Raw genomic sequence first — 25,256 nt, 5'->3', positions numbered from 1 at the left:
AATTATGGTGCAATCCCTTAAACTTGGTGGCGCCGCGAACAGTCAGGCCACATCTGGCAACAAGCGCCTGAACCGCGTGCCGATCATTATCGTGATCGTCCTGCTGGTCGCTTTTCTAGGCATCATTTTTTTTGGGCTCGCCTCGCGCGGGCTTTATTTCGGCGAGGACAGCGGTCCGGAAACCAGTTCGGGCAATCCGGCCTCGACCTATGCCGACCAGATCAAGCGCGGTGTCACCGACGGCATCATTGGCGAGCCGCAGCCGGGGACGACGTTCCAGCCGACGCCGGTCGAGTCGAAAACGGCCGAGGAGCAGGTGGCCAATCCGTTCACCCAGCCCGAACAGATAGAGGAGCAACGGCGCGGAGCGGAACTGGAGCCGGAAGAGGTGTGGCGGGCGCGCCTGGCACGAGAGCAACAGGAGCAGGTTCTGCGCGAGCAGCAGCGCCAGCGGATGGCCCGAATTCAAGCACGAGACTCCGCCTATGACGCGCCTCTCGCCATCGACCGCGGTAAGCTGGAAGCGCGGTCGGAAAACGATGGAAGCGCCGGAGCGCGGACGGCAACAGCCGCTGCGAACGGAAACGCGTCCGATCTTTACACCGCAGCCGTGCGTGCCGGTCTGGGAGGGCAAAACCTCGATCCCAACGGTCAGAGTTCCAAGGAAGATTTCTTCAATGCCGATCTCAAGGATCTCGGCTATCTGCCAAACCGTGTCGTGCCACAGCAGTCTTTATACGAACTGAAACGAGGTTCCGTGATTCCGGCAACATTGATAACAGGCATCAATTCCGACCTTCCGGGGCGCATCACCGCGCAGGTCAGCCAGAATGTCTACGACAGCGCAACAGGGCATCGCCTGCTTATCCCGCAGGGCACGAAACTGTTCGGTCGCTATGACAGCAAGGTTTCGTTCGGCCAGAGCCGGGTTCTTGTCGTGTGGACCGACATCATCTTTCCGAACGGCTCGACATTGCAGATTGGCGGCATGGCCGGCACGGATGCGAGCGGCTACAGCGGCTTCAATGACAAGGTGAACAACCACTATCTGAAAACCTTCGGCTCGGCGGTCATGATCGCGCTGATCGGGACGGGCATCGACATGACAGTGCCTCAGAGCTCAACGCTAGCCACCCAGGATACGGCATCCGATGCCGCACGGCGGAATTTTGCCGAAACTTTCGGACGTGTGGCCGACCGGACGATCCAGCGGAACATGGACGTGCAACCGACGTTGCAGATCCGGCCTGGATATAAATTTAACGTACTTGTGGATCAGGATATGGTGTTCCCGGGTCAGTACCGTTGAAATATAAAGTCCCGGTAAATCTCAATTCCAACATAAGCAGAAACGACGAGAGGACCGCCTAAGAGGTCGCATCTCAATCTCCTTATTTCGCGAGAGCAGCTATTTGCTTCTTCACGGCGGCGGGTTCTTACCGTCTCAGCGAATATGACGGGCTGCGGTTCTTTTTGGGGATCTTAGTTGATGATTTCGCATGTATCGGGGTGAGCGAAGGCGATGGCAGAGCTATAAGAACGGAAGACAGCATGAACCCTCTTCCTATAATCAAACAAACCAAGCGGAGATAAGCGATAAAGCGGCTGCAAAAAGCGGGAGCGGTACGACGGCTGCCAGCCTGATGCCGACAAAACGGCGCCCCATCAGCGGCAGTTCGTAAGTTAGGATGCGGTGGATGGCGAAAACCGACCAGCTCGTCAGGCACGCGATCATCTGCGGTTCGCCGGCACCCATCTGGAGCATTGCAAAGCTGATCGGATAAGCGACCATTGGCCCACCGGGGATGAAGCCGCCAAGAAGGCTGGCAAGGATCACACCGGTTATGCCGCTTTCCCGACCGATGGCGGCCGAAATTAGTTCCGCAGGCAGAAGGCGGCTGACAAAAGCGGCGATCAGCAGGCCAAAGGGCAGGCTGATGAAAACATTGCCGGCTTGGCTGCGAACATTGGTGATGAGGACCGGCAGCTTTTCCGGGTGGCAGATGGCGATGAGACCGACAAGCGCCACAGCAATGAGGGCGAGAAGAAGTGTTCCGCTGTCGATGATCATGATTTGGCTCCCAGCGGATATCGGGCTGCGATCGCCCTTGCGGCATAACCAGCCAGAAGCGGCAGGGGCACGCTCACCATGAAACGAAGCATGGCAAAGTCGAAACCGAGCATGGGAATTTCCCAGATGACCAGCCGGCTGACACTGCTGGCTGCCCAGGCGGTTAGGAAAGCGATCAGCGCGCCGATATCAGCCCCTGCCTTGGAAAGGCTGAGAACCAGTGGAAACGAGGCATAAGGTCCGCCGGGCGTGATCATGCCGAGCGTGCCGGCAATCAGAAGTCCGCTGAAGCCCGATTCCGCGCTCAGCCAGCGCGCCACCTTGTCCTTGGGAACCAGCATGCCCACGGCAGAGGCAATCACCAGCCCGAGCGCCAGTTCCACCAGTAGCGCGACCAGCTGCCCCCAGGCATCGTTTACGCCTGTCTTCACCGCATCACCGCCGCGCAAAAAATAGCAGATTGCGGCGGCAAGAACGGTGATGGAAAGGTAGATGGCAAAGCTGCGCAGGTTTTTGTGCGCTTTCCCTTTGGCTTTCAGCGCGTGCGCGACCGGACTTTCACTGGCGGACATTTCAGGCTCCGTAAAGGGCATGCGTGAAGCCTGGCCTGGCTCCACGCGGCATGTCGTAAGGTGCTTTTTGAATAGTGACCGCGGATCAGTCTGCGCCCTGCGCCACGGCGCGGGCCGGATCGGCCGTCCATGCGGAGAATGAACCGACGAACAGTTTTGCGTCGATCCCGGCGGAACGCAGCGCCAGTGTTTCCAGTGCGCCGCCTACGCCGCCGCCGCAATAGACTCCGATCGGTTCACCGCTTGCCGCGCCATTGGCTTCAAGCGTATCGCGGATTGCATCGGGCGTGAGGAAACGACCGTCGGCATCGAGGAACTTGCTCGACGGCAGGCTTTTAGCACCGGGAATGTGGCCGCTGCGGGCTGAGCCATCACCGGCAAACGCGTCTGCGCCGCGGGCATCGAATACCTTGGCACCACTGTCGATATAGCCGGCAATCTCGTCGGCGGTGAGCGTCGGCAGATGATCCACTGTGTCGATGACGAAAGTGCCGCCGCCGATCTTCGGTTCCATCGTGCCGGTGGCGCCGCCAGCGGCTTTCCAGGCGGGAAGGCCGCCGTCGAGGTAAACCACGTCGGCAAAACCGGCCCAGCGCAGTACGAACCATGCACGGGCCGCTGCCGCAGGCGTGGCGCGCGTATAAACCACCACGGTCGTCTGCGGAGTGATACCCCATTGCTCGATGTTTTTCTGCAGATCGGCAGGGGTAGGTAGTGGGCGCGAACCGGCCAGTCCGCCGCCCTTGCTCTGTAGCTGAGTTTTCAGGTCGACGAAATGCGCGCCGTCGATGTGGTCGGCGTCATATTCGGCTCTGAGGTCCTGTTGTTTGGGGCTGAAGCGTACGTCCAGAAAGACGACATGTCGACCTGCCGCAATGCGGGCAAGCGTGTCTTCGGCGGAAATGATGTTTGCGGAAAATGCGGCGGTCAGTTCTGTCATAATCGTCAGCCTTGCTGGTTTTTGTCGAGACCGAGATGGCCGACGAGGGTGGAGCTTTCATATTCGGTGCGGAAAATGCCACGACGCTGCAATTCGGGAACGACCAGATCGACGAAGGCCGCCAGCGGTTGCGGCGAATAGGGCGGGAAGACTTTCACGCCATCGAATTCGCGGTTTTCGAAGCGCTCCTCGATCCAATTCGCGACATCGCGGCCGCTGCCCACGACCGGTGCCTGATTGCCGGGGAAGTTGGCGATATAGTTGTGCAGGTCGCGGAAAGTGACATGTTCCCAGTCGCCATAGGCATCGAGCGCCAGTTCCAGCGCCCAGAGCTTTTCCGCCGCCTGTCCCGGCTGGCCGTGCAGATGCGCCGGCTGTTTGGCAACCTCGGCCTTCAGCTTGGCGTAATCAATCACGTCCAGCACCTTTTCGCCCGGAGCCGGTGTGCCGAATTCAAGGGCAAGGAAACCGGCCACGGCTTTCGGGGCGTATTCGTTCAGCGTGAAGTTCTGGACTTCTCGATATTTGTCGCGGGCACCGCGCGTGGTTTCTTCCACGAAGAATGTGAAGCCCGGCAGGATCAACTGGTCGCTTTCCTGGCGGCCATATTTCGGCAGGCGGCCCTTGATGTCGTTGTAATAGGCCTCGTTCCAATCGCGGCCGCGATAGGGGCTAAAACGGATATCGGCATATTTCGCGCCGAGCTCGAAGGATTCCTCGCTGGTGCCGGCGTGAATGACCGGGATGCGGCCCTGCGGCGGTGGCGGGATGTTCAGCGGTCCGCGTACGGAAAAATATTTGCCCTCGTGGTCGATGCGGTGACCCTTGGCGGGATCGAGAAAAATGCCGCGTTCGCGGTCGTCGACCAGCCAGTCCGGGTCCCAGCTGCCGGTCAGCGCGTTGAAGACCTGCAGGAACTCGTCGGCATGGGCGTACTTTTCTGCTGCCTGTGGATGTTCGGCGCGGGAGAAGTTTTTCGCGGCATCCGTGCCGGCAACACCGGTCACTACGTTGAGGCCGGTACGGCCGCCGCTCAGGTGATCGAGCGAAACGATGGCGCGCGCGGTATTATAGGGATCGGAATAGGTGATATTGATGGTAACGACGATGCCGATCTTCTTGGTCAGCGCCGCGGCATAACCGCCAAGCGCGTAACCTTCGATCTTGAAAACTTCGTTGCCATTGGCGCGGGCCGCTTCTGGATCGCTTTTGACGGCATTGCCGATGAAATAATAATCGAACAGGCCGCGTTCAGCCGTGCGGATCGTATCGGCCATAAAGGCAGGATCGACCGTGCCGGTATTGCTGGCTTCCGGCAGGCGCCAGGCCGTCCGGTGGTGCCCGGTCGGCCAGATCGAGTAACCGATTTTCAATTGCCGTTTGTTGCTGGTCATGGGGTCTTCTTTCGTCATGGCGCCGCAGTTCGCCCAGCCGTTAAGGCCGGCCGAGGAACCGGTGTCCATCAATGAGGGATAAGGTTTATTGCGCGGTCGGGAGCAGGTAGTCGGCGATGGAGATCTTGTCCGCCACCTGATCGGGCGCGGCGGCCACGCCGGAATCGATCCATTCCTGGGTCGCGGCGGTATTCACCGGTCCTGCCACATATTTCGCCGTGGTCAGAAAGGCGAGGTTCTTGAGCTTTTGCGGATCGCCAGCGGAAAGCTCTTCGAAATCGACCTTGTCGAACTGTTTGGCCAGTTCCACTCGGCGCTTCTGGTCCAGCCCGTTAAACCAGGTGGCGAACTCGCGATAGGCCTCGGCAAAACTTTTGGTTGTGTCCTCGTTCTCCCTGGCCCAGTCGCCGGTCGTCCACCAGCCGGCCTGCACGGCCTGCGGGTTCTGGTATTTCGACGTGTCGGGGTCGACGATCGGACGGAACTTGTAGCCTTCGCCCACACCGTCATTGAGATAGGCGACCTGGAAACCGATCGTCTGGATCGCATCGACGGCGCCGTTTTCCAGCGCCTGCGGCAGCGCGCTGACCTGTTTGATGATGCTGAACTTCACGTCCTTCGGATCGGTGTTGTTGCCCTGCAGGAACTTGTAGGCGAAGACCCTGAAGAAAGGCACGCCGCCAAGGCCGAGCGTGCGGCCCTTTAGATCCGCCACGGTCTTGATGTCGCTATCCTCGCGCACGAGGTAGTTGACCGCCGGACTGGTATGGTTGGCGCCGGCGACAAGCTTGATGTCGAAGCCGTTATGGATGGCGTTGACGCCGGCAAACGTATCCGCATAGGCGATATCGGCACTGCCGCCCTTGGCGGCCGCGATTGTTTCGGTGCCCGTCGCCAACGGAACCAGTTGTGCCTTCAGGCCGTGCTTGGCCAGAAAGCCTTCATGTTCGGCAATCGAGATATTGTAGGTCTGCGCCGTCAGGGCAATCCTGACGGTCTTGAGATCCTGCGCATGAGCATTGGCGGAAACGAAGGCCGTCATTGCGGAGGCGGAGGCAAGGATGAGAATGTCGCGTCTGGTCATGGTCAGCATGGTCATGTCTCTCTGAAAGGAAAAATGGCGGGGTCAGGCGGCGGCAGTGGCGGCTTGCGTTTGCTCCCGCAATGCAGGGGCGACATCGTGCGCCAGAATCTCGATCGCCCGCACCTGGTCCGCTTGCGGCACGGCGCGCCAGTCGATCTGGAAGATGTGGCGGTCATGGCCGATGCGTTCCCGCTGATGCCTCAGCTTGGCCAAGACATGTTCGGCATTGCCAACGATAATGTTGGAGTTGAGGTCGGCCGCGATTTCCTCGAACTGCTCGCGGGTCGGGGCCGGTTTACCGCGGTTGAGGCGCATGTTGGAAACATAGGCCTGGTAATGCGGGAAGAACGTGTCCAGCGCCTTTCGGTGGTCGTCGCCGATATAGGCATGCGCGCTGAGCGCGACTTTCAGACGGTCCTTGTTCCAGCCATTCCGGGCGCCGCTTTCACGATAGGCCGAAACGAACCCGGCGAGCCGGTCGAATTCTGCAGCGGGCGCGCCGGTCTGTACGGAAAGGCCTAGTCTTGCGGCCCGCTCGAAGCTTTCGGCGTTGAGGCCGGTTGTCTGCCAGATGCTCAGATGATCGCCAAAGGCTCGCGGCCAAACATAGAGATCGTTGAGATCTGGCCGGCTCCTGCTTTTAAACGTGACCTTTTCTCCGGCGGCATCGATTGCAGCGATCAGCGAGATCTTGTCATCATAGACCCATTTCTTGTCTTCGTAATCGACCCCGAACAGATCATACGATTCCAGAAAAACACCACTTCCGAGACCAATTTCCGCACGACCGGCGGAAATCTGATCGAGCGTTGCAAACTGTTCATAAAGCCGAACCGGATCGTCTGTCGTCAGCACGATAGTGGCCGTGCCAAGCCTGATCCGCTTGGTGCGGGAGGCGGCGGCGGCAAGCACGGTCGAGCAGGCGCTGACGGAAAAGTCTGGGCGGTGATGTTCGCCTACGCCGTAAAAGTCGAGCCCCAACCGGTCGGCAAGCTCGATCCGCTCCAGAAGGTCGTGCAGGCTGTCATGGGCGGATTGGCGGGTGCCGGTCACCGGGTGCGGGTAGGTGTCGCCGAAGCTGAAAATACCGATTTCGAACATGATGCTGATAAACTCTAGTTGGCGTCCGGGGCCGCACCGCGTCGACGCGAAATGTGGCTCTCCAAAGCAAGGAAGATGGCGTTGATGATGTATCCGACGGCGGCGACGAGAACGGTGGCGGCCAGAAGCTTGCGAATGTTGAAGGCCTGCTGGGCCTCGAGAATGTAATAACCGATGCCGTCATTACCGGCGACCATGCCGACCACGACCGACATCATCAGTGAAGTGCCGAGCGCCTGGCGCATGCCAACCAGAATGAAGGGCATGGCGGCCGGAAGGGCGACTTCCCATTGTGTCGCCCACCAGCTTAGGCGGAAGGTCTGCGCCGTTTCCTTGAGCGTGCGCGACAAGCTGCGCGCCCCTGCATAAGATGTCATCAACAGCGGAAAGATCGCCGAAAGAAGGAAGACGAGGATCTTCATCAGGTCTCCGACACCGAAGAACAGGATGAGGACCGGTATGATGGCCGTGGTCGGCTTGGCGCGGGCAATCTCTACCACCGGTTCCAGAAGCGCCCATATAATTCGGACACGGCCCATCAGAAAGCCCAGACCGATGCCAATCGGCGCTGCGATCACGAAACCGATGGCAAGCAGATAAAGCGTGTCGATAAGTGGCCAGAGCAGATCGCCGCCCCAGAGTTCGATCGCCAACGTCTGGCCGATGAGGAGAGGCGATGAGACAGTTGGATTGAATTTAATCCAGGAAAAGAGCTGCCATGTAGCCAGCAGACCCGCAAGCACCGTCCAGCCGAAGGCGCGGCTGGCGAAGAACGGCGGTAGGCTTCTACTGCGGGCCCTTTTGGTGAGACCTGGATCGATTGTATCGATTTTCGATTTCCGGTTTCCGCTTTTGGCAGCGGAGCCGCCGACAGCGTCGAAAAAGCTCATTGCACTCCCTCCAGAATCAGCTGCAGGGTTTCACGCCGCAAGCGCAGGAATTCGGGAAGTTCGCGGGTCGCCACCTGTTCGCGAGGCCTTGGCAGGGACACGTCGATATCGCGGACGATACCTTTGCCGCCTTCCTTCATGACGATCACCCGGTCAGCGAGATAAAGCGCCTCGTCGATGTCATGCGTCACAAAAACGATGGTGATACGGCGCTCCTGCCAGATGCGGAGCAGCAGATCCTGCATATTGGAACGGCTGAGCGCATCGATAGCGCTGAAGGGTTCATCGAGAAGTAGGATGTCCGGCCCCGATGCCAACGCGCGGGCAATGGCAAGCCGCTGCTGCATGCCGCCGGAAAGCTCGGAGGGATATAGCGCCGCCGTCCCCGGTAGGCCGACTTCGGAAAGATAGGACGTGATCAGCGCAGTACGGTCGGCTGGCTTCTGTCCGATATTATTGTCGGAAGCGGTGCCGCGGAAGGCATGTCGCAGCCCAAACTCCACATTCGCGCCGACGCTCAGCCAAGGCAGTAGGGACTCGCCGTAGCTCTGGAACACATAACGCACGCTTTCCACGCCAGCATCATGCTCCCAATGCAGCCGACCGCTACTTGGATTCTCCAGCCCGGCAAGCATACGCAATAGGGTGGATTTTCCGCAGCCGGAACGCCCTACGATGGCGACGAAGGATTCACGGACAATATCGAGATCCACTGGTTCGAGCGCCCGTACCGTATTGCCGGAGCTTGAACTATAATCCTTCGCAAGCCGCTCGATACGGATGGCAGGTTTGGTATTCGTTTGCGGCGTGGATGAGGTGTAATAGCTCATGGCCGGCCCCCGGCTACGCCATTGCTCCTGCAAATATAGATGGTGGCCGCAGCCGCATGCGCTATCTTCATGAAGCCCTGTACCATTGTCATTGCCGCAATCTCTTTCATAGTATATAAATCTGGTGGATTTAATAAATTATAATTATAATTAGAGAAGCGCGATTTTTTTGAATATCGCGGCGCAGCGAGCAAATTTTTCTATGGCGGGATTTAGCGAGGCGTGCTGCTAACCTGCAGAGGCAGACGTCACTCGCGAGCTGTGCGTTCTTTTGCTGCGTGAAGAATTGATAGGTTGGCGTGTCGGATGTTATCCGAGCTCCAACGGCGCTTCGGGATCGTTTATCCAGTCGAGAAGAGATCCGTCATATTCACGTGTGTTGGTATAGCCGATCGTCGCCAGTGCCAGCGCGCCGAGCGTGGAGGCTATGCCGCCGCCACAATAGGTAACAATGAGGCGCCCATCCAGCGGTACAGCTTCGGAAAAGGCGCGGCGTAGGGACTCGGTATTGCGCAACGTGTTGTCCTTGGCATCCAGCAGTTCGGTGAAAGGCAGGTTAACGCTGCCGGGAATATGTCCGGCGCGGCTTCGCACCGATACGGTGCCGGCATAATCATCCGGCTTCAGCAAGCAGATAAGAGAAGCCGTTTGCATTCCACGAACTATATCATTGATTTCGTTTCTAAATGCGACAAACTCGTCATGTCCTTTCGACAGGTATGGCGCCGGCTTGAAGGGTGAAGGAGATGTGGTTTCGACGGGCCGCTCCTCACGGCTGTATTTTTTGAAACCGCCGTCGAGGACGCTGACATTGTGGTGCCCGAAGCTTCGAAACACCCACCAAAGCCGCGAAGCCCATTGGCCGGCCAGCCGGTCATAGATGATCACATGCGTGTGCGGGCCAATCCCGAGGGCGCCTGCGGCGGCATCGAACTGATCGCGCGTCGGGCGCGTGAACGGCAGGGATGCATTCGGGTCGGAAAACTGTTCGAAGAGATCCGCGAAACGGGCGTTGGGAATACGACCTTCCGACAGAAATTCGGAGCGACCGCTGCGGAATTTTGAACCCGGCGAAGTGGCAGTACCCCTTTCGAGATAGACGCTCGATTCGAGAATAACGATGTCGCCGTTATCCAGATGGTCGCCCAGCCAAACCGTAGAAACGATCGGGAATGTGGTCTGCATAGCGACGGCATCTCCTTACTAGAGGTGAAGAGAACGGTAACGGACTTTACACGACTCCCAAAAATTATAATAATAATTCTATTCGGTTTGCCGGACCAAGCAAGGCTTTGTGAGGCAGTTGGGTGTTTTATCGAGCCGTCGTTGATGAGATTTCGAAATTGGATATGAAGGATCGGGATTTGTTTTCGGCGAAACGCTATCCAGGTGATGTTCGGTTGAAAGCGATGGCGGCAGTCGATATGCGGCGTCTGAAAAAGCCGACGGATCGCACCATCTTTCGCGAAGTGGCCGAAGAATTCGGCATTGGCGAGCAATCCCTTCGTCTCTGGGTCAAGAAACACGATGCCGATAGCCGCAAGGGCGCTGTCGAGGAACTGCCGAGGGATGACACAGCTCCGCGTGATGATGAATTGGCCGCGGCCACGTTGGAAGCGGAAGTTCGCACGCTGCGCAGAAAGGTCGAAAAATTGCAGGCGGAGAACGACGTGCTGAAGCGCGCTTTCGTCGTGTTTTCATCGGAATGGGAAAAATGACTTTGACTGAAAATACTTACTGAAGGTCAGCGTTCTGTTCCTTTCAAGGCGAAGTGATAACTTCGCGCGAAACCCTAGTGCCCACGTGGTCGAGATTTATTCGCCGGCGACGGCATGCTAAGACGATGGGATGAACAGGGAAACCAGACAGGAACGGCTTGCTCACGCTCTTGGCCGCATGCTTCAGGCAGCGGAAGATGCAATGGAATCTGCAGCTCGCCAAGGCAAGATGCACCCCACGGATCTGAGATGCATCTCACTGCTGCAATCGTCAACAACGCCGGTCAGCCCAAAGGAAATCATAAAGATCCTTGGTCTAACCTCGGGTTCCGGGACAGCACTGTTTGATCGGTTGGAAAAACTGGGGTTCACAACGAGAATTCCTAATGCTGACGATAGGCGGAGCGTCCTGATAGAACTCGACCATGTGGCAGCCAAAGCTCCTCTCGCGCTACTGGGCGATCTGCGGGAGCGTTATCGACAGGTCACCGAACGGTTTTCAGACGGGGAACTTGACATCATAGCTGACTATCTCGAGGCCATTTCCAAGCTTAGGCCGTCGGCGGATTACGATCAGTCTTAAAGTCCGCTACCGACGCGGCTGCCAAACGTGGCTTCGGCATGACATCCCGGCGACATTTCCTCGCACGATGTCATGCCGATTATCTATACTGTCATCCACTTGCCGTTGATGGCGTCCGCGAGTGTGTCTGGTATCGTACGGCAGATGACGGCATTTGACCGCCACCTGCCGACGCGCCATCCGAGGATGGTCGATCGGACGCTATTCGATCGCGCCTCGGAAAGGAGCATTCAACGGGCAAGAGCAAGTTTCTCGGTCTTCGTGCTCCAAAGATCGCTGGCATCGCCCGCCTCGTTCACTGCACCGAGCTCTAGAAGTTCGGCGATGACCTCATCGGAGTAGCCGGATTGCCGAAGAATCGTGACGGTATGCTCGCCAAGCAGGGGAGGCGGGGCCTCGCGTCCTTGGTCGCTGACGGCCGCCGATACGGGGAAGTCGGGTGCGTCGAACTTAAAGGAGGCAAATGGGAGGGTCGAATACTTCGGCGGGTTCTTCGCCTGATCTGCGTCGAGGACTTTGTCTCCCGGAAGCACCTCCGTATGCCCCACGCCCGCAGCATTAAGCTTGGCCGCAAGTCCCGCATAGTTCCTGGCCCTGACCGCACCGGCAACTACGTCCTCGACAACCTGCCTGTTCTTGCGCCGCTGCCGAAGTGTCGCGAGTTCGGGATCTGCTTCGAGTTCCGTAGCAAGGCAGAACCTTCGCCAATGCTCGTCCGTGAGCATGACCAGGTAGACCCATCGGTCGTCGGCGGTCTCGTACGCGCCGTAACCGGGCATGCTGAATTCCGGCGATGGTTCCTGTTCCGGCTTGCCGGTGATCTGGGACTTGAGCTGGATGCCGAGGAGTTCCCTAGCGGCGATGTGCAGTCCGGTCTCGTAGAGGCCGAGTTCGATGTTTCTGCGCTCAGGCGACGCGGTGGCGTCGAGCAGAGCGGAAAGCACACCGATGACGGCGTAACAGCCCGCGAACTGGTCGTGGTAGGACGGTCCGAGCCGCGACGGCTTGCCTGTCGAGCGGTTCGTGAACATGACGCCGGTGGCGGCTTCGGCTATCGGATTAGATGCGATATCCTCAGATTGAGGTCCGGCTCCGTAACCTTTGATGTGGCAGTAGACGATTCCAGGCTTGATTGCTTCGCAGTCCTGAAACGTGACCTTCATCTTGCGAGCCGCGCCTGGGGAGAGATTGTGTAGGACTATGTCAGCTCCTGCGACGAGGTCGCGAAAGACGCGCCCACCGTCGTTCGACTGCAGGTCCAGGCAGATGCTGCGCTTGCCTCTGTTGTAAGCGATGTAGGTCCCGCTCGGACCGCCTCTGACGAGCTTGCGAGTGGTCTCCCCGCCCGGGGGTTCGATCTTTATGACCGTCGCTCCCAGTTGCTGAAGAATGTGTGTCGCGAACGGAGCCGCAATCATGCTTCCTAGTTCGAGAACAGTTCGTCCTGACAATACGCCGCCCATTGGTTCCTCCCGATTTTGACCAACAATAATGCATTTTATATCATGCACAAGTCGATTGTTACTCCGACAAGCCATGCGGACGACAAGAGCCAACTAAAACATTGATAATACGAGATAATAGCGCTGCATTGATAATCTTCACGACTTGCTATCTCTGCTAATCTGTCTTGATGATCAAGGAATTGCTGCGCTGCATAATGCATTTTACGTTGACCGTATTCCTGTCATGCCCTACGGTCCCGTTGCAAATTGATCGTGGGAGGATCGAGATGTTTCCAGGTATCGTTAGACTGGCCCGTGTGGCCGCAGGCGTCGTTGCATTGGGATTGGCGGGATCCACCGCGGTACTCGCGCAGACGAAGGGGATAGACACCGAGGCGAAGGTCGTCACGGTCGGCGCGTTTACACCCGTCACAGGGCCCGTGCCGTTCTATTCCGTGCTTACCCATGCCGCCGATGCCTACTTCAAGCACTTGAATGAGAACGGCGGGGTCAGAGGGTGGAAGGTCAACTACATCACTTATGACGACGGTTACGATCCGGCACGCAGCGTCGCGGTGAGCCGCAAGCTCGTCGAAGACGACGGTGCCTTCGCGCTGGCGGCTCCGGTCGGGACGGCCACCAACGTGGCGGCCATACCTTACGCCAGGGAGAAGAACATCCCGATGATCGGTCCGATCGGTGGCGCCAGCGCCTTCTTTGTTGAGCCCAACGTATTTCCGCTTCTGCCGGACTACGGCTGGTCGGCAGCTTCAAACGTCGATTACGCCGTCAAGGATCTCGGCCTCAAGAAAATCGCGCTCCTCTGGGAGAACGACGAACTCGGGAAATCGGCGAAGCGTGGTTTCGACCTCTACATGAAGGAACTAGGTCTCCAGCCCGCCGAATCGGTGCCGTTCGATGTCAAGACAACCAGCTTCAGCCCACACATCCGTCGTGTGGCGAATTCCGGGGCGGAAGCCGTCATCCTTTTCGGGTCCAACGCAAATCTTGCGGCGGCGCTCAAGGCCGCGGATCTGCAAGCGCTCGAAGTGAAATGGTTTGCGCCGTTCTTCACCGCCGATCCTTCTACGGTCAAGCTGGCTGGCGATCTCCTTGATGGAACGTATTTCTCGTCCTGGCTTCTTCCGGTGAGCAGCGAGGAGCCGGACGTGAAGGCATACCGAGAATCCGTCGCGAAGCACTATCCTGGCGATCCGATCGGCGTCTTCGGTCTTAATGGCTGGAGCAATGCGGCATTGTTCGCGAAAGGTTTCGAAGCGTTGCTGGACAGCGGCAAGCCGTTGACCGGGGAAAACCTGATCACGGCGCTTGAAACCTTGAACAACGCCGCAGTGGGAGGAGCACAAGGCGTGTCGTTCAAGGCAGGGGATCACCGCGGAACACGCCAGGAAGGCATCATCCAGGCGAAGGACGGCAAGTTCGAACTCGTGCGTGAGTTTCGTCCCTATCCCACTGCCGTCTTCGACGCGCCAGCTCAATGAGCTCCTGTTCATCAAGTCGCCTCCGTCTCCATCGGGCGGGGGCCAACGCCACGCATGAAGGAGCCTTTGATGAATATACCGATCAGTGCCCCCGCGCGTCTCGACGGGCGCGTCGCCCTTATAACGGGCGCCACCGGCGGAATTGGGAAGGCGACAGCGCTCGCACTCGCGGAGGCCGGCGCCAAGGTGATTGCAACCGATCTCGCCGAAAGTTCGGATTTCGGACATCCGGCCATTGAGTACGTGAGGTACGACGTCACTTCATCGGCGCAGACCAAAGAGGTGGTCGACGATGTTGTCCGCCGTTACGGACAGCTCGACGTATTGGTCCTGTGCGCGGGTACGATTACCCATAAGCCGCTGACGGAATCCACGGACGAGGAGTGGCGTACGATCCTCGACGTCAATCTTATGGGCGTCGTCAATCCCGTCCGGGAAATCTATCCCATCATGGCGGAGAAGGGCGGCGGCAAGATTGTCGCGCTTGGCTCAATCGCTGCGAAGATCGGTGGTGTAGCATCCGGCCCGGCCTATGTGGCCGCCAAGTCCGCCGTGCACGGTCTGATGAAATGGGTCGCCAAGTCGGGTGCCGCGAAGGGCGTCTATGCCAGCGTCATCGCACCTGGTCCGGTCGAGACGCCGATGTGGAACACGGTGACGCAGCGCGCCGCGCCATCGGCGAACGGCAACGTGCCGCTTGGCAGGTACGGGCAGCCGGAAGACATCGCCCAGGCCATCCTTTTCCTCTGCTCGCCCGCATCGAACTGGATCACCGGAACGGTGCTCGATGTGAATGGCGGCATGTTGATGGATTGAATCAATGACAGACTCACCTACCATAGGTTTCATCGGGCTCGGCGTTATGGGAGGCCCCATGTGCCGCAACGTAGTCCTCAAGCATGCGGGTCGAGTCATCGGCTTCGACATGAACGACCAGGCATTTTCAATCCTCAATGACACGAAGGGCGAACGCGCTGCGTCAGTGTCGGCTCTGTCCGTACACTCCGACTTTGTTTTGCTTTCGCTTCCAGGTGGGCCTCAGGTCAAGGCAGTCGCCGCGGAGGTTGCCCGGCACGCAAAGCCAGGCACGACGATTGTGGATCTATCAACTACGCCTGTTGCTCTTGCGAGGGAGGTCGCAGAGTTCCTCGCAACCCAGGACATTTACTTCGCCGACGCCCCGGTTGCGCGCACCCGCGAAGCGGCCAAGCGCGGCGAGCTCAGCATCATGGTGGGGGCGGCCCCTCAGGTCTTCGAGCGCATCAATCCCATCCTGGACTACATGGCGACCGACATCACTCACGGTGGAGACGTCGGTGCAGGCCAGGTGCTCAAGCTGGTGAACAACATGCTCGTGTTCGAACACGTCGTGACGCTTGCCGAAATGATCGTTCTCGGCGAGCGGGCAGGGGTGAAGGCCGAAACTCTACTCGATGCCGTTTCAAAGGGGTCGGGCGACAGCTTCGTCCTGCGAAACCACGGTCGAAAGTCCATGCTGCCGAGAGACTTTCCCGAACGCTCGTTCCCTCCGGAATACGTTCTCAAGGATATAGACTACGTCTTCCAGCTTGCAGCCGAGACCGGAGTTCCGATCAAGGCCGCCGAGACCGTGCGCCGCTACTATGAGATGGCGGTGGAGAAGGGGCTGGGCGGGCGATACTTTCCGGGTGTGATCCGCCTCGTCGAAGATGGCAGCATGTCGGAGGGCAGCAAATGAGCTGGCTTTATGACTTCACCCTCGATCTCTTCCCCCTCATGTGGTCGGGCGTGGTCACGGGCTGCCTCTACGCGCTTGGTGCCCTTGGTCTCGTCATGATCTTCAAGAGCTCGCGCGTCGTCAATTTCTCGCACGGCAACATCGCGGGGCTGGCCGCCTTCCTCATCTACGGTTTCTCGAGCGGAACGCTTCTTAGCCTCTCCTGGGGCAGCGCGGTGCTGCTTGCCGTCCTGATCGTCGTGGCGATCGCTTTCCTGAGTTATGCGATCATCGCTCCCATCATGGGTGCATCTGACCTCACGGCAACGATCACAACGCTCGGGATCGGCCTCATCGCCCAGGGCATCACGCTGCTCGTCTTCGGGGCCGACATCGTGCCTCTCGACCTGCCGCTTCCTCGATTCAGCGCCTCGATCCTCGGCCTGCGCATCACGGGTTACGATCTCACGGTTCTGGCGGTTGCCGTCGCAACGATCGTCGCGCTCTTTCTGGTGATCGACTACACCAAGCTGGGTGTGGCGTTCCGGGCGATCTCGGCCAATCCCGTTGCCGCTGAGATCTGCGGTCTGAACCTGCGCTCGATCCATCTGTTTGCATGGATCGTATCGGCCGTGCTGGGCGTGATCGGCGCGCTGCTGATCGTCCCGACGACGTTCCTCAGCTCGACGACGGTTGCAACATTCATGCTGCAGGCCTTCGCTGCTGCGGTTCTGGGAGGTTTCGGCAGTCTACCGGGAGCGCTGGTGGGAGGTATCCTCATCGGCATCCTCATGAACCTGTTCACCTTCTATGTCTCGCCGGAGTTCACGAACACGTTCCTGCTCGTTGTCATGCTCTTCGCCTTGAATATTTTCCCGAACGGCCTCTTCGCCAGGGCAGGAGGCACCCGTGTCTGAGAGCGCCATATCTCTCCGGGAGCAACGCTCCGACGCGACCACGTTCAGGTCGATGATGAGCCAGGGCCGCGTCGACGCGGTCGTGCTGACCGTTCTGCTCATCCTGCCCTTCCTCATCTCCGGATCCTGGAACTACGCACTCGGCTTATGTTTCGCCAACAGCATCGGCGTCCTGGCTGTCAGCGTACTCGTCCGCTACGGGGGAGAAGTATCCATCGGTCACAGCTTCTTTGCAGCCATCGGCGCTTACTCGGTGGCGATCCTCGAAACGCATCTCGGCCTGCCGCTCGTCGTGTCGCTTCCGGTCGCCGTGTTCGCGGGTACGCTGTTCGGCATCCTCTTCGCCTGGCCGTCCCGCCGTCTTTCGGGCATCTACCTCGCGGTCTCGACCATGGCACTGGCGCTCGCCTTGCCGGAGATCATCATCAGTGCCGACCGCTGGACGGGCGGGTTCGAAGGGCTCTACGTCTCAAAACCACTCATTCCCGGGTTGCCGATCGAGCCGCAGCGATACTACGTGACCCTGATCGTACTGGCTGCAGTCGTCTACGCGCTCGTCCAGTTGCGGCAGTCGAGGCAGGGGCGGGCGCTGCTGCTGGCACGGACGCATTCGGCTGCTGCGGAGGCTTTCGGAACTCGTCGAGCCTGGGCACGTGTGAGTGTCATGGGCATCAGCGGCGGGATCGCCGCGATCTCCGGCGCAATGCTCGCCTTTGGAAGCTCGGCGGTCTCGCCCACAGGATATACGTTCTGGTCGTCGATCTTCCTCCTCGTCGGATCGGTTGTCAGCTTCTATGGACTGACACTCACGCGAGCGTTGATCGGCGGCGCCTTCCTCACGCTCATCCCTCAATTCCTGTCCGGTTCGGGTGCCTGGATTCCGGTGTTCTACGGCGTCGCTCTGATCGCGGTGGTGCTGTTGGGGCATTTCTCACCCCGGATCGCAGAACTGGTCGCAAGACGGCGGGGAGCCAAGTGATGGACACACCAACGAGATCACTCAAGGGCGAGAGGATCGCGCTCTCGTTCGGCGGGATCAAGGTTCTGCGCGGGCTCGATGTCGAGTTCCGATCAGGCGAGATCACTGGTCTGATCGGCCCGAATGGGGCGGGCAAGACCAGCCTGTTCAACTGCCTCACGGGAGCCTACCAGCCGCAGGGAGGCTCGATCATGTACGACGGCAATCCGCTCGACGGGCTGTCCCCGGCTGCACGAGCATCGCGCGGCGTCGTGCGCAGCTTCCAGACGGTCGCGCTATGTCCGGACCTCACCGTCATCGAGAACGTCATGATGGGGCTCGCCCGCAACTATCACGCAGGCTGGGCCAGTGCCTTCCTGCCATTGGGGAGGGGCCGCAAGGAAACCGCCGAGATGAGACAGGCGGCGGTGGGTGCTCTTTCCAGTCTGGGGCTGGCCGACGCGGCTGACCTCTTCCCGCAGCATTTGCCGCCAGGGATGCAGCGACTGGTCGAGATCGGCCGCGCCGTCGTTGGCAAACCCTCTGTTCTGCTTCTCGACGAGCCTGCAGCGGGGCTCAACAACGCGGAGACGCGAGACCTGACGCGCACATTGCGGACCCTCGCCTCTCCGGAACTCGTCATGGTCGTGGTTGAGCATGACATGGATCTCGTCATGTCGCTCTGCGATCGGATCTACGTGATTAACTTTGGTGAGGTGATCGCCTGCGGACCGCCTGATGCGGTGCGTAGCAATGAACGAGTGGTTTCCGTCTACCTAGGGAGTGACGATGACTAACCTTCTCTCCGTCAGAAATCTTTCGGTCTTCTATGGCTCGGGAGCGCAGGCCGTAGAGAATGTGAACTTCGACGTGGCGTCGGCAAAGGTCACGGCGCTCTTGGGCGCCAACGGTGCCGGGAAGTCCTCCATCATGCAGGCGGTGGCCGGGTTGATCCCGTCAAAAGGCCAGATCCTTTTCGAAGGCGAGGAAGTCGGCACGCTGCCGACGCGTGAACGGGTCAGGCGAGGCATCGTCTATGTCCCGGAGCGGCGGGAAATAGTCGGTGACCTCAGCGTCCGCGAAAATCTCGTGCTCGGCGGCTATCAAGCTTCATCCGGAGAACGTCGCACGCGGATGGACGCGATTCTGGAGCTATTCCCCGAGATCGCCAACAAGCTGAACGGCGGCGCATGGCGTCTGAGTGGCGGCGAGCAGCAGATGCTGGCGATCGGGCGCGGCCTGATGTCGGCGCCACGGCTCCTGCTCCTTGATGAGCCGTCGCTGGGCCTCGCTCCGCTTCTCGTCCGACGCGTGTTCGAAAGGCTGGGTGCGATACGGGGTGGTGGGGATCTGGCGATCGTTCTCGTCGAGCAGAACCTCAGGATGACGATGCGCCTCTGCGACGAGCTGCATTTCCTGCGAGGCGGCCGCATCGTCGGATATCGCCGCACCGAAGAACTGCAGGATGAAGCCGCACGGCAGCAGGCGATCGACGCATATCTCGGTGCAACATCGGTTGGGGAGGTTGGTGATGACAAAGCACATGCCTGACGTGACGGCCATGGCTAAAGCTGAGGTGCTCTGGGAAATCCACGCGATCCGCTACGGCACCAACCAGCGCCGCACGCGAGGAGAGAATTTCATCCTCGAGAAGCGGCCCGCCGAGATCATGCCGATGGATTTCTACTGCTGGGTCCTGCGATCCTCCGACAGGGTGATCGTGGTGGACACAGGGATGGACGCTGAAAAGGCCGCGCGGCACGGCCATCACATCGAACACAGTCCCGTCGAAATCTGGCGATCGCTCGGCATCGATCCGTCAACGGTCGCCACTGCGATCCTGACACATGCCCACTACGACCACCTCGGTCATCTGGATGCGCTCGATAAGGCGCATTTCCACATGCAGGCTGAAGAGATGAACTACGTCACGGGCCCATGGATGCAGCGGCCCTGGTTCCGCCGGGCATACGAGCCCGACGAGATTTCGCGCCTCGTCCATCTGCTCCATTCCGATCGACTGAACCTTCATGGTCGCGATCAGGAGATCGCCGACGGCGTGTCCGTCCACTGGGTGGGTGGCCACTGCGCCGGGCAGGAGATCGTGCGCGTCCGGACTGCGCGGGGCTGGGTTGTTCTGGCTTCCGACGCACTCCACTACTACGAGGAATACGAGCGCGGCATTCCGTTCTCCGTCGCCTTCAACCTGTCCGACATGATTTCCGGGCACGAACGAATCCGCGAACTCGCTGACAGCGACGACCACGTCGTCCCGGCCCACGACCCCCGTGTCGCACGGATCTATCCGGCATCGGTTGGCCTGCTTGCCGGATCGGTGTTCCGCGTCGATCTGCCGCCTGCGGATGAGAGGTCGCTTCCATGATAGGATATTGCATTGTGCACCATCTCCGGGGTAAGCCGGGTGTGGCATTCGGTCATGAAAGGCATTCGCGTGAAACACCGTACGAAAGAAGAGTTCGTCGCAGACTTCCTGCGGGAAGGCATCATTTCCGGACGCTTTGCACGTGGATCCAAGCTAAAGCAGGCCGAGCTTGCACAGATGATCGGGACGAGCATCACTCCCGTGCGGGAGGCGATCAAGCTTCTCGAGGCGGAAGGATTCGTTCTCGGGGATTCGCATCGGGGCGCGGTCGTTGCACCGTTCGACATGGATGCCACCGAGGAGATCGTCGATTTGCGTGTCACGCTGGAATCGAAACTTGCTCTCGCAGCTTTGAAGCGTTTGACCTCGCAAACCGTCGAGGATCTGCGGGACCTGCAGCAGCAGATCGAAAAGGCGGCAGCCGAAGGAAACCGCGAGGCCGTGCGTCTCATCAACTACCGGTTCCACGAGACCATCTACATGGCCTCGGAACTGCCTCAGACGCTTCAGTTCGTGCGGATCCTGTGGGCGCGCTACCCCTTCGATCTGATCAACAAGCTGGAGAACCGCATCGAAAGAGCGTCGGCCGAGCATCGCGAGATGCTGAGCGCCATTATCGTTCGGGACGAGGCAGCCATGCTCTCCGCGCTTCGAATGCATATTCGTTCCGGGTGGGACGAGTTCAAGGTCGGCTACGCCTCGTAAGGCTTTCGACAAGAGACAACGCCTCCGTCCTCCCGGTACTGACCAACGCCACCACAGTTAAGTCATTCCAGGAGAACCGCTATGGCCGTTGACACGATCCTTCTCGTCATGGACATGATCAATGACCTCGTCCATCCCGATGGGATGGGTGCTAAGACCTACTGCATCAAATGCCGCGAGAGGAACGTCTACGAAAACACGAAGCTGATCATCGACCGCGCGCGGGCAGCCGCAGTGCCGATTGGCTATGTTAGGGTGGGCTTCTCTCCGGATTATCGTGAATGCCCGCCCAATTCACCCGTCTTCTCCAAGGCGCGGAACAATGGGTTCTTCAAGCTCGGGGAGTGGGGAACGGAAGTCTTTGACGGGTTCGCACCGCAGGTCGGAGACATAGACATCATCAAGCACCGGGTCAGCCCTTTCTATGGGACGAAGCTGATGCCGGTTCTCAGCGCGATGGGCATCAAACGTCTGTTGCTGGCGGGTGTGTCGACAAACGGTGTCGTGCAGGCTGCCGCAAGGGAAGGGCACGATCGGGATTTCGAGTGCGTCGTGATCGAGGACTGCTGCGCAGGCGCCACAGACGAGGAGCATGACTACGCCATTGCGGGCGTCCGACGCTTCGCAGCCATTTCAAGCGCCGCAGAGATCACGATCTAGCGCGCTCTATCTCCATGTCTCCGTGTGCCCGGCGTCGCCAGGAAGGCGGAGTCGTGTCTTGTGAAGGTTGTTTGAAATCAATAGGTTATTGAAGCTTCATTGCGGAAATCTTATTGACCAAGATAATATAAAATGCATTATCTTGGTCAACGGTTGCTCGATCGGATGCAAGCGTCGCCAAAATTTTCTGGAGGAAGACATGAACGTTGAGGTAATCGACAAGTCTAAACAGGACGTAGGGGGAGCGCCCGCTGAGGGTCTCATCACGGACGAGGCGGTGGCTGCCGCCCGCGGCATGATCGGACTTCAACTGCGCCCGGAAGGTCCGTACCTGCAGGACGCCACCACCGACACGCTCAGGAACTGGTGCAACGGCATCGGCGACCTGAACCCGCTCTACAGGGAACAGGAATACGGTCGCAATTCCCGGTATGGCGGGCAAGTAGCTCACCCGATGTTCCCGATGGCATTCGGTTGGGTCGGCCGGACTCGTTGGGGCCTTCCGGGGGTTCACGGGTTCTATGCCGGAAACGACTGGGAACTGTTTCGCCACATCCGTCCGGGCGACCGTATCGGCGCCATCGAGCGCGTCGTCGGCGTCGAGGAGAAGGAGAGCAAGTTCTCCGGCCGTCTCGTGCTGCAATATGTCGAAGCGACGTACAGCAACCAGCGTGGCGAGATCGTCGCCCGCGCCCTCGGCACATGCACGCGGCACGAACGCAAGGCCGCCCGTGACGCGGGCAAGTACAAGGACATCGTCACCCACGAATACACGCAGGAGGAATTCGAGAAGATCGACGAGGCTATCCTTAGGGAAGAGGCCCGCATGCGCGGCGCCAATGTCCGGTACTGGGAAGATGTGACCGAGGGCGAGGAACTCGATCCGATCGTCCGCGGCCCGCTGTCGCTCATGGACACGATGGGGTTCCTCGTCGGCTGCGGCCGCGGCCATACCCACGGCGTCGTCTTCAAAGCGGCGATGAAGCATCCGGGCCACTTCTTCCGAAATCCGGAAGCGGGCGGCGGCATCGAATACACCGGGATCGGCCACCATCGTGAATCGACGGCAAAGGAAGTCGGCGTGCCGGGCGTATACGATTACGGCCCGCAGCGCTCCTCCTGGATGGCCTCGCTCGTCACCAACTGGATGGGTGACGCAGCCTTCCTCAAGCGTGTCCGCACCGAAATGCGCCGCTTCAACACCATGGGTGATTCCACCTGGTGCAAGGGCAAGGTCTCCCGCAAGTACGTCAAGGATGGCCACGCGCTCGTCGACCTTGAAATCTGGGGTGAGAACCAGCGTGGCGAAATCACCACGCCGGGTCTTGCCACGGTCATCCTGCCCAGCCGCGATCCCAACATCCCGGTGCATTTCGACGGCGCGAAACTCGATCTCGAGCTTCCGGTCGTCCGGTAAGGGACGCAGTCATGGATACGTCGCTTCCTCTTTCTGGAATCCGATGCGTCGAATGCACGACAGGTGTTGCCGCGGCCTATGCGGGGCGACTTCTGGCGGCGATGGGCGCCGAAGTCATCCTGATCGAACCGTTGGGAGGCTCGCCGGTCAGGAGAGAGCCTCCGTTTTTGGGGCCGGAAAGTGACGAAAGCGCTCTGTTCGCCTACCTTTCAGCAGGGAAGCGTTCCGTTTCGCTTGAGCTCGAAACGGCTCAAGGGGCGTCGGAATTCAAGAGCCTGCTCGAGACAGCGGACATCCTGGTCGAGGATGCGGCGGCGGGCGACAAGAAGCGGCTCGGATTAGATCCCGAAGAGATTTGCGGAACATGGCCCAAGCTCGTCCACCTCTCGGTACTTCCCTTCGGTTCGTACGGTCCGAAATGCGGGTGGATCGGATCCGAACTCAACCTGATCCATTCGGCCGGCGAGGGTTTTCTACTGCCGAACGGCCTGTCGGCCACGCTCTTTCCCGATCGGCCGCCACTCAAGATTGCCGGACATTTCGGCGAGATGCAGGGTGGTGTGGCCGGAGCATTGAGCGCGCTTGCCGCCCTTTGGAGCGGGACCGGACAGTATGTCGATGTGGCCGTCCAGGATGCTAATCTCGCCGTCGGCGCTTTCACCGTCCAGCGTTACGGAGACGGGTCGCTCGAACACAGGCTGGCCCGATCTTTCCGGTATGGCGGCGTAATCGAGTGCCGTGACGGGTACGTCGAACTTCTCACGCTGGAGCAGCGCCAGTGGCACGGCCTCGTGGAACTCATGGGCTATCCCGAATGGGCGCTGGACGCTGCCCTCGAAGATGCCGCCGTCCGCAGCCAGAGAGGCGAGTTCATCAACGGAGAAATCCGCAGATGGGCGTCACGGCATCCGGTGGAGGAGGTCGTCGTGAAGGCACAGCGTCTTGGAGTGCCCATGGCGCGCTACAACACTCCCGAACAGATCCTGTCCGGTCATCATGAGAGCGCACGAGGTTTGTTTGCAGCGGTACCGCTTCCGGACGGAGGCACGTGCAGCGTGCAGTCCGCTCCCTTCCGGTTCGACAAGGATCCACTTCCGACACGGCCCTGGCCATCGTCACGTGAGGTTCACCAAGCGATCGATGAAACAAGCCGCATCGTGGAGCGGAACATGAATCCGTGGAAGGAACGAGCATGAAACCTCTGGAAGGCGTGCGGATAGCCGATTTCACGGTGCATGCAGCCGGGCCCTTCTGCACCCACATGCTGTCGCAACTGGGAGCGGAATGCATCAAGATCGAAAGTGCGCTCCGTCCTGATATTTTCCGAAAGCCGCATGCGGTCTACGGGCGCAGCGGACCCGCAAGCTTCGATCAGGTGGCGTCCAACAAGCTCTCCATCCGTCTGAACATGAAGCACCCGGAAGGGGTGGCCCTGGCGAAACGGCTGGTCGCCGTGTCCGACGTGGCCGCCGAAAGCTTCCGGGCAGGCGTGATGACCCGGCTCGGGCTCGGATATGAGAGCTTGAAGGACGTGAAGCACGACATCGTCATGGTGTCCGTGTCATCGTCCGGACAGACCGGGCCGGATTCCCACTTCGCAGGATATGCACCGTTGTTCGGTGCATGGGGCGGTCTCGGATCCCTGTCCGGGTACAGCGACGGGCCGCCGATGGAAATGCGGCATGTCATGGATCACTCTGTAGGGTTGAACGCCGCGCTGGCGACGGTTGCGGCTCTTCATCGGAAGCGACGGACGGGGCAGGGGTCCCACGTCGACGTTGCTGCGCGTGAAGTGGCGTCTTCGCTCATAGGAGAGTCACTGATGGCCGTATCGGCAGGTGGACAGGTGGAGCGTCTGGGCAACGACGACTACAGGATGGCGCCGCACGGACTCTTCGGCACTGACACGCCGGATCGATGGCTCAGCCTAGCCGTCGGCACCGAGCAGCAATGGAGATCGTTCGCGCAGTTTGCCGGACTTTCGCACCTCGTGTCCGACCACCGGTTCGTCGACATGAAGGCTCGCCACGCCAACCGTCGCGACCTTGATGTTGCCGTTTCCGAATGGAGCGCACGACAGAATGCCGAGGCGGCGGCCGACGCCCTGCAGGGCGTCGGAGTTCCGGCACACGTGTCCTTCAACACGCATGATCTCGTGAACGACGAGCATCTGCGTCGGCGCGGCGCGATCGTCGATGTGGACGAGGATGAGGGACACAGGCGCGCTGCAGTGGGCTTTCCTGCTCGGTTCTCGGTGAGCGATCCGCCTGCCATCGACAGGGGAACGCCGAAACTCGGAGAGCACGAGGACTTCGTCTACGGAGAGCTTCTCCGGATGTCGCGGCGTGAAATCGACGAGCTCGTCGATCGGGAAGTCATCTTTTGAATGT

26 protein-coding genes are annotated in these 25,256 nt (G+C 59.7%); 16 read left to right on the top strand and 10 right to left on the bottom strand.

Annotated elements, in window-relative coordinates; genetic code table 11:
* Positions 1–4: 4 nt before the first annotated feature.
* Entirely contained in the window at positions 5–1,309 is a 1,305-nt protein-coding gene (gene trbI / locus CFBP5473_RS24915) for an IncP-type conjugal transfer protein TrbI (protein ID WP_027676467.1), read from the top strand.
* A gap of 261 nt (positions 1,310–1,570) precedes the next feature.
* Here the strand turns inward: trbI and CFBP5473_RS24910 are convergent, their stop codons facing one another.
* The 9 genes from CFBP5473_RS24910 to CFBP5473_RS24870 all read right to left on the bottom strand — a co-directional run bounded on the left by CFBP5473_RS24910 (position 1,571) and on the right by CFBP5473_RS24870 (position 10,067).
* Positions 1,571–2,071 carry a hypothetical protein gene (locus CFBP5473_RS24910; RefSeq protein ID WP_037171431.1) on the bottom strand — a complete coding sequence of 167 codons (501 nt, stop codon included), beginning with the start codon at positions 2,069–2,071 and terminating at the stop codon, positions 1,571–1,573.
* The gene (locus CFBP5473_RS24905; RefSeq protein ID WP_051441359.1) at positions 2,068–2,643 is read right to left on the bottom strand and encodes a permease; all 576 of its coding nucleotides are present in this window, start codon (positions 2,641–2,643) and stop codon (positions 2,068–2,070) included. Before CFBP5473_RS24905 ends, CFBP5473_RS24910 begins: the two co-directional genes overlap by 4 nt.
* Positions 2,644–2,728: 85 nt before the next feature.
* On the bottom strand, positions 2,729–3,583 hold the full coding sequence (locus tag CFBP5473_RS24900) for a sulfurtransferase (RefSeq protein ID WP_051441358.1): 855 nt from the start codon (positions 3,581–3,583) through the stop codon (positions 2,729–2,731).
* A 5-nt stretch (positions 3,584–3,588) separates the two neighbouring features.
* Positions 3,589–4,977 carry an NtaA/DmoA family FMN-dependent monooxygenase gene (locus CFBP5473_RS24895; protein ID WP_027676463.1) on the bottom strand — a complete coding sequence of 463 codons (1,389 nt, stop codon included), beginning with the start codon at positions 4,975–4,977 and terminating at the stop codon, positions 3,589–3,591.
* Positions 4,978–5,062: 85 nt separating this feature from the next.
* Positions 5,063–6,070 carry an ABC transporter substrate-binding protein gene (locus CFBP5473_RS24890; protein ID WP_169696924.1) on the bottom strand — a complete coding sequence of 336 codons (1,008 nt, stop codon included), beginning with the start codon at positions 6,068–6,070 and terminating at the stop codon, positions 5,063–5,065.
* Positions 6,071–6,103: 33 nt separating this feature from the next.
* Positions 6,104–7,162 carry an LLM class flavin-dependent oxidoreductase gene (locus tag CFBP5473_RS24885; RefSeq protein ID WP_037171430.1) on the bottom strand — a complete coding sequence of 353 codons (1,059 nt, stop codon included), beginning with the start codon at positions 7,160–7,162 and terminating at the stop codon, positions 6,104–6,106.
* 14 nt (positions 7,163–7,176) lie between these two features.
* Positions 7,177–8,052 (bottom strand): ABC transporter permease, encoded by an 876-nt coding sequence (locus CFBP5473_RS24880; RefSeq protein ID WP_027676460.1) that lies wholly within the window; start codon positions 8,050–8,052, stop codon positions 7,177–7,179.
* Positions 8,049–8,882, bottom strand: coding sequence for an ABC transporter ATP-binding protein (locus CFBP5473_RS24875; protein WP_027676459.1), 834 nt, complete (start codon positions 8,880–8,882; stop codon positions 8,049–8,051). The genes CFBP5473_RS24880 and CFBP5473_RS24875 overlap by 4 nt, the downstream gene beginning before the upstream one ends.
* 309 nt (positions 8,883–9,191) lie before the next feature.
* Positions 9,192–10,067: a sulfurtransferase gene (locus tag CFBP5473_RS24870; RefSeq protein ID WP_027676458.1), complete on the bottom strand. Its 876-nt coding sequence runs from the start codon at positions 10,065–10,067 to the stop codon at positions 9,192–9,194.
* A gap of 158 nt (positions 10,068–10,225) precedes the next feature.
* Here CFBP5473_RS24870 and CFBP5473_RS24865 point away from each other — a divergent pair, with 158 nt between their 5' ends.
* Positions 10,226–10,600, top strand: a complete 375-nt coding sequence (locus CFBP5473_RS24865) for a hypothetical protein (RefSeq protein ID WP_136954457.1) — start codon at positions 10,226–10,228, stop codon at positions 10,598–10,600.
* A 130-nt stretch (positions 10,601–10,730) separates the two neighbouring features.
* Positions 10,731–11,183 (top strand): MarR family winged helix-turn-helix transcriptional regulator, encoded by a 453-nt coding sequence (locus CFBP5473_RS24860; RefSeq protein WP_084631754.1) that lies wholly within the window; start codon positions 10,731–10,733, stop codon positions 11,181–11,183.
* Between the two features lie 230 nt (positions 11,184–11,413).
* On the opposite strand, the gene CFBP5473_RS24855 is transcribed toward CFBP5473_RS24860, so the two are convergent.
* Positions 11,414–12,646, bottom strand: a complete 1,233-nt coding sequence (locus CFBP5473_RS24855) for a CaiB/BaiF CoA transferase family protein (protein ID WP_027676456.1) — start codon at positions 12,644–12,646, stop codon at positions 11,414–11,416.
* A gap of 269 nt (positions 12,647–12,915) precedes the next feature.
* Between CFBP5473_RS24855 and CFBP5473_RS24850 the strand changes: the two genes are divergently transcribed.
* The 13 genes from CFBP5473_RS24850 to CFBP5473_RS24790 all read left to right on the top strand — a co-directional run bounded on the left by CFBP5473_RS24850 (position 12,916) and on the right by CFBP5473_RS24790 (position 25,252).
* Positions 12,916–14,130 carry an ABC transporter substrate-binding protein gene (locus CFBP5473_RS24850; RefSeq protein WP_234881926.1) on the top strand — a complete coding sequence of 405 codons (1,215 nt, stop codon included), beginning with the start codon at positions 12,916–12,918 and terminating at the stop codon, positions 14,128–14,130.
* A gap of 69 nt (positions 14,131–14,199) precedes the next feature.
* Positions 14,200–14,946, top strand: a complete 747-nt coding sequence (locus CFBP5473_RS24845) for an SDR family NAD(P)-dependent oxidoreductase (RefSeq protein ID WP_037171429.1) — start codon at positions 14,200–14,202, stop codon at positions 14,944–14,946.
* A gap of 4 nt (positions 14,947–14,950) precedes the next feature.
* Complete coding sequence (locus tag CFBP5473_RS24840) at positions 14,951–15,847, top strand: NAD(P)-dependent oxidoreductase (RefSeq protein ID WP_027676454.1); 897 nt, start codon at positions 14,951–14,953, stop codon at positions 15,845–15,847.
* Complete coding sequence (locus CFBP5473_RS24835; RefSeq protein ID WP_027676453.1) at positions 15,844–16,743, top strand: branched-chain amino acid ABC transporter permease; 900 nt, start codon at positions 15,844–15,846, stop codon at positions 16,741–16,743. The genes CFBP5473_RS24840 and CFBP5473_RS24835 overlap by 4 nt, the downstream gene beginning before the upstream one ends.
* Complete coding sequence (locus CFBP5473_RS24830; RefSeq protein ID WP_027676452.1) at positions 16,736–17,722, top strand: branched-chain amino acid ABC transporter permease; 987 nt, start codon at positions 16,736–16,738, stop codon at positions 17,720–17,722. Before CFBP5473_RS24835 ends, CFBP5473_RS24830 begins: the two co-directional genes overlap by 8 nt.
* Complete coding sequence (locus CFBP5473_RS24825; protein WP_027676451.1) at positions 17,722–18,498, top strand: ABC transporter ATP-binding protein; 777 nt, start codon at positions 17,722–17,724, stop codon at positions 18,496–18,498. The genes CFBP5473_RS24830 and CFBP5473_RS24825 overlap by 1 nt, the downstream gene beginning before the upstream one ends.
* Positions 18,491–19,252 (top strand): ABC transporter ATP-binding protein, encoded by a 762-nt coding sequence (locus CFBP5473_RS24820; protein WP_051441354.1) that lies wholly within the window; start codon positions 18,491–18,493, stop codon positions 19,250–19,252. The genes CFBP5473_RS24825 and CFBP5473_RS24820 overlap by 8 nt, the downstream gene beginning before the upstream one ends.
* Positions 19,233–20,084 carry an N-acyl homoserine lactonase family protein gene (locus CFBP5473_RS24815; RefSeq protein WP_234881925.1) on the top strand — a complete coding sequence of 284 codons (852 nt, stop codon included), beginning with the start codon at positions 19,233–19,235 and terminating at the stop codon, positions 20,082–20,084. The genes CFBP5473_RS24820 and CFBP5473_RS24815 overlap by 20 nt, the downstream gene beginning before the upstream one ends.
* Before the next feature lie 54 nt (positions 20,085–20,138).
* On the top strand, positions 20,139–20,789 hold the full coding sequence (locus CFBP5473_RS24810) for a GntR family transcriptional regulator (protein ID WP_027676449.1): 651 nt from the start codon (positions 20,139–20,141) through the stop codon (positions 20,787–20,789).
* An 81-nt stretch (positions 20,790–20,870) separates the two neighbouring features.
* Positions 20,871–21,449, top strand: coding sequence for a cysteine hydrolase family protein (locus tag CFBP5473_RS24805; RefSeq protein WP_027676448.1), 579 nt, complete (start codon positions 20,871–20,873; stop codon positions 21,447–21,449).
* Between the two features lie 199 nt (positions 21,450–21,648).
* A complete protein-coding gene (locus tag CFBP5473_RS24800) occupies positions 21,649–22,866 on the top strand; it encodes an FAS1-like dehydratase domain-containing protein (RefSeq protein WP_027676447.1) in 1,218 nt (405 codons plus the stop codon).
* Positions 22,867–22,877: 11 nt separating this feature from the next.
* Positions 22,878–24,062 carry a CoA transferase gene (locus CFBP5473_RS24795; RefSeq protein ID WP_084631752.1) on the top strand — a complete coding sequence of 395 codons (1,185 nt, stop codon included), beginning with the start codon at positions 22,878–22,880 and terminating at the stop codon, positions 24,060–24,062.
* Entirely contained in the window at positions 24,059–25,252 is a 1,194-nt protein-coding gene (locus CFBP5473_RS24790) for a CaiB/BaiF CoA transferase family protein (RefSeq protein WP_027676446.1), read from the top strand. The genes CFBP5473_RS24795 and CFBP5473_RS24790 overlap by 4 nt, the downstream gene beginning before the upstream one ends.
* Positions 25,253–25,256 lie beyond the last annotated feature (4 nt).

It is taken from the genome of Agrobacterium larrymoorei (assembly GCF_005145045.1).
GTDB classification, from domain to species: domain Bacteria; phylum Pseudomonadota; class Alphaproteobacteria; order Rhizobiales; family Rhizobiaceae; genus Agrobacterium; species Agrobacterium larrymoorei.
The sequence above is the reverse complement of the archived record's forward strand: the minus strand, read 5'-3'. Positions and strand labels throughout refer to the sequence as shown.

Coding starts and splice junctions, on each gene's coding strand:
- trbI (WP_027676467.1), top strand. CDS start 5: ATGGTGCAATCCCTTAAACTTGGTGGCGCCGCGAACAGTCAGGCCACA.
- CFBP5473_RS24910 (WP_037171431.1), bottom strand. CDS start 2,071: ATGATCATCGACAGCGGAACACTTCTTCTCGCCCTCATTGCTGTGGCG.
- CFBP5473_RS24905 (WP_051441359.1), bottom strand. CDS start 2,643: ATGTCCGCCAGTGAAAGTCCGGTCGCGCACGCGCTGAAAGCCAAAGGG.
- CFBP5473_RS24900 (WP_051441358.1), bottom strand. CDS start 3,583: ATGACAGAACTGACCGCCGCATTTTCCGCAAACATCATTTCCGCCGAA.
- CFBP5473_RS24895 (WP_027676463.1), bottom strand. CDS start 4,977: ATGACCAGCAACAAACGGCAATTGAAAATCGGTTACTCGATCTGGCCG.
- CFBP5473_RS24890 (WP_169696924.1), bottom strand. CDS start 6,070: ATGCTGACCATGACCAGACGCGACATTCTCATCCTTGCCTCCGCCTCC.
- CFBP5473_RS24885 (WP_037171430.1), bottom strand. CDS start 7,162: ATGTTCGAAATCGGTATTTTCAGCTTCGGCGACACCTACCCGCACCCG.
- CFBP5473_RS24880 (WP_027676460.1), bottom strand. CDS start 8,052: ATGAGCTTTTTCGACGCTGTCGGCGGCTCCGCTGCCAAAAGCGGAAAC.
- CFBP5473_RS24875 (WP_027676459.1), bottom strand. CDS start 8,882: ATGAGCTATTACACCTCATCCACGCCGCAAACGAATACCAAACCTGCC.
- CFBP5473_RS24870 (WP_027676458.1), bottom strand. CDS start 10,067: ATGCAGACCACATTCCCGATCGTTTCTACGGTTTGGCTGGGCGACCAT.
- CFBP5473_RS24860 (WP_084631754.1), top strand. CDS start 10,731: ATGAACAGGGAAACCAGACAGGAACGGCTTGCTCACGCTCTTGGCCGC.
- CFBP5473_RS24855 (WP_027676456.1), bottom strand. CDS start 12,646: ATGGGCGGCGTATTGTCAGGACGAACTGTTCTCGAACTAGGAAGCATG.
- CFBP5473_RS24850 (WP_234881926.1), top strand. CDS start 12,916: ATGTTTCCAGGTATCGTTAGACTGGCCCGTGTGGCCGCAGGCGTCGTT.
- CFBP5473_RS24845 (WP_037171429.1), top strand. CDS start 14,200: ATGAATATACCGATCAGTGCCCCCGCGCGTCTCGACGGGCGCGTCGCC.
- CFBP5473_RS24840 (WP_027676454.1), top strand. CDS start 14,951: ATGACAGACTCACCTACCATAGGTTTCATCGGGCTCGGCGTTATGGGA.
- CFBP5473_RS24835 (WP_027676453.1), top strand. CDS start 15,844: ATGAGCTGGCTTTATGACTTCACCCTCGATCTCTTCCCCCTCATGTGG.
- CFBP5473_RS24825 (WP_027676451.1), top strand. CDS start 17,722: ATGGACACACCAACGAGATCACTCAAGGGCGAGAGGATCGCGCTCTCG.
- CFBP5473_RS24820 (WP_051441354.1), top strand. CDS start 18,491: ATGACTAACCTTCTCTCCGTCAGAAATCTTTCGGTCTTCTATGGCTCG.
- CFBP5473_RS24815 (WP_234881925.1), top strand. CDS start 19,233: ATGACAAAGCACATGCCTGACGTGACGGCCATGGCTAAAGCTGAGGTG.
- CFBP5473_RS24810 (WP_027676449.1), top strand. CDS start 20,139: ATGAAAGGCATTCGCGTGAAACACCGTACGAAAGAAGAGTTCGTCGCA.
- CFBP5473_RS24805 (WP_027676448.1), top strand. CDS start 20,871: ATGGCCGTTGACACGATCCTTCTCGTCATGGACATGATCAATGACCTC.
- CFBP5473_RS24800 (WP_027676447.1), top strand. CDS start 21,649: ATGAACGTTGAGGTAATCGACAAGTCTAAACAGGACGTAGGGGGAGCG.
- CFBP5473_RS24795 (WP_084631752.1), top strand. CDS start 22,878: ATGGATACGTCGCTTCCTCTTTCTGGAATCCGATGCGTCGAATGCACG.
- CFBP5473_RS24790 (WP_027676446.1), top strand. CDS start 24,059: ATGAAACCTCTGGAAGGCGTGCGGATAGCCGATTTCACGGTGCATGCA.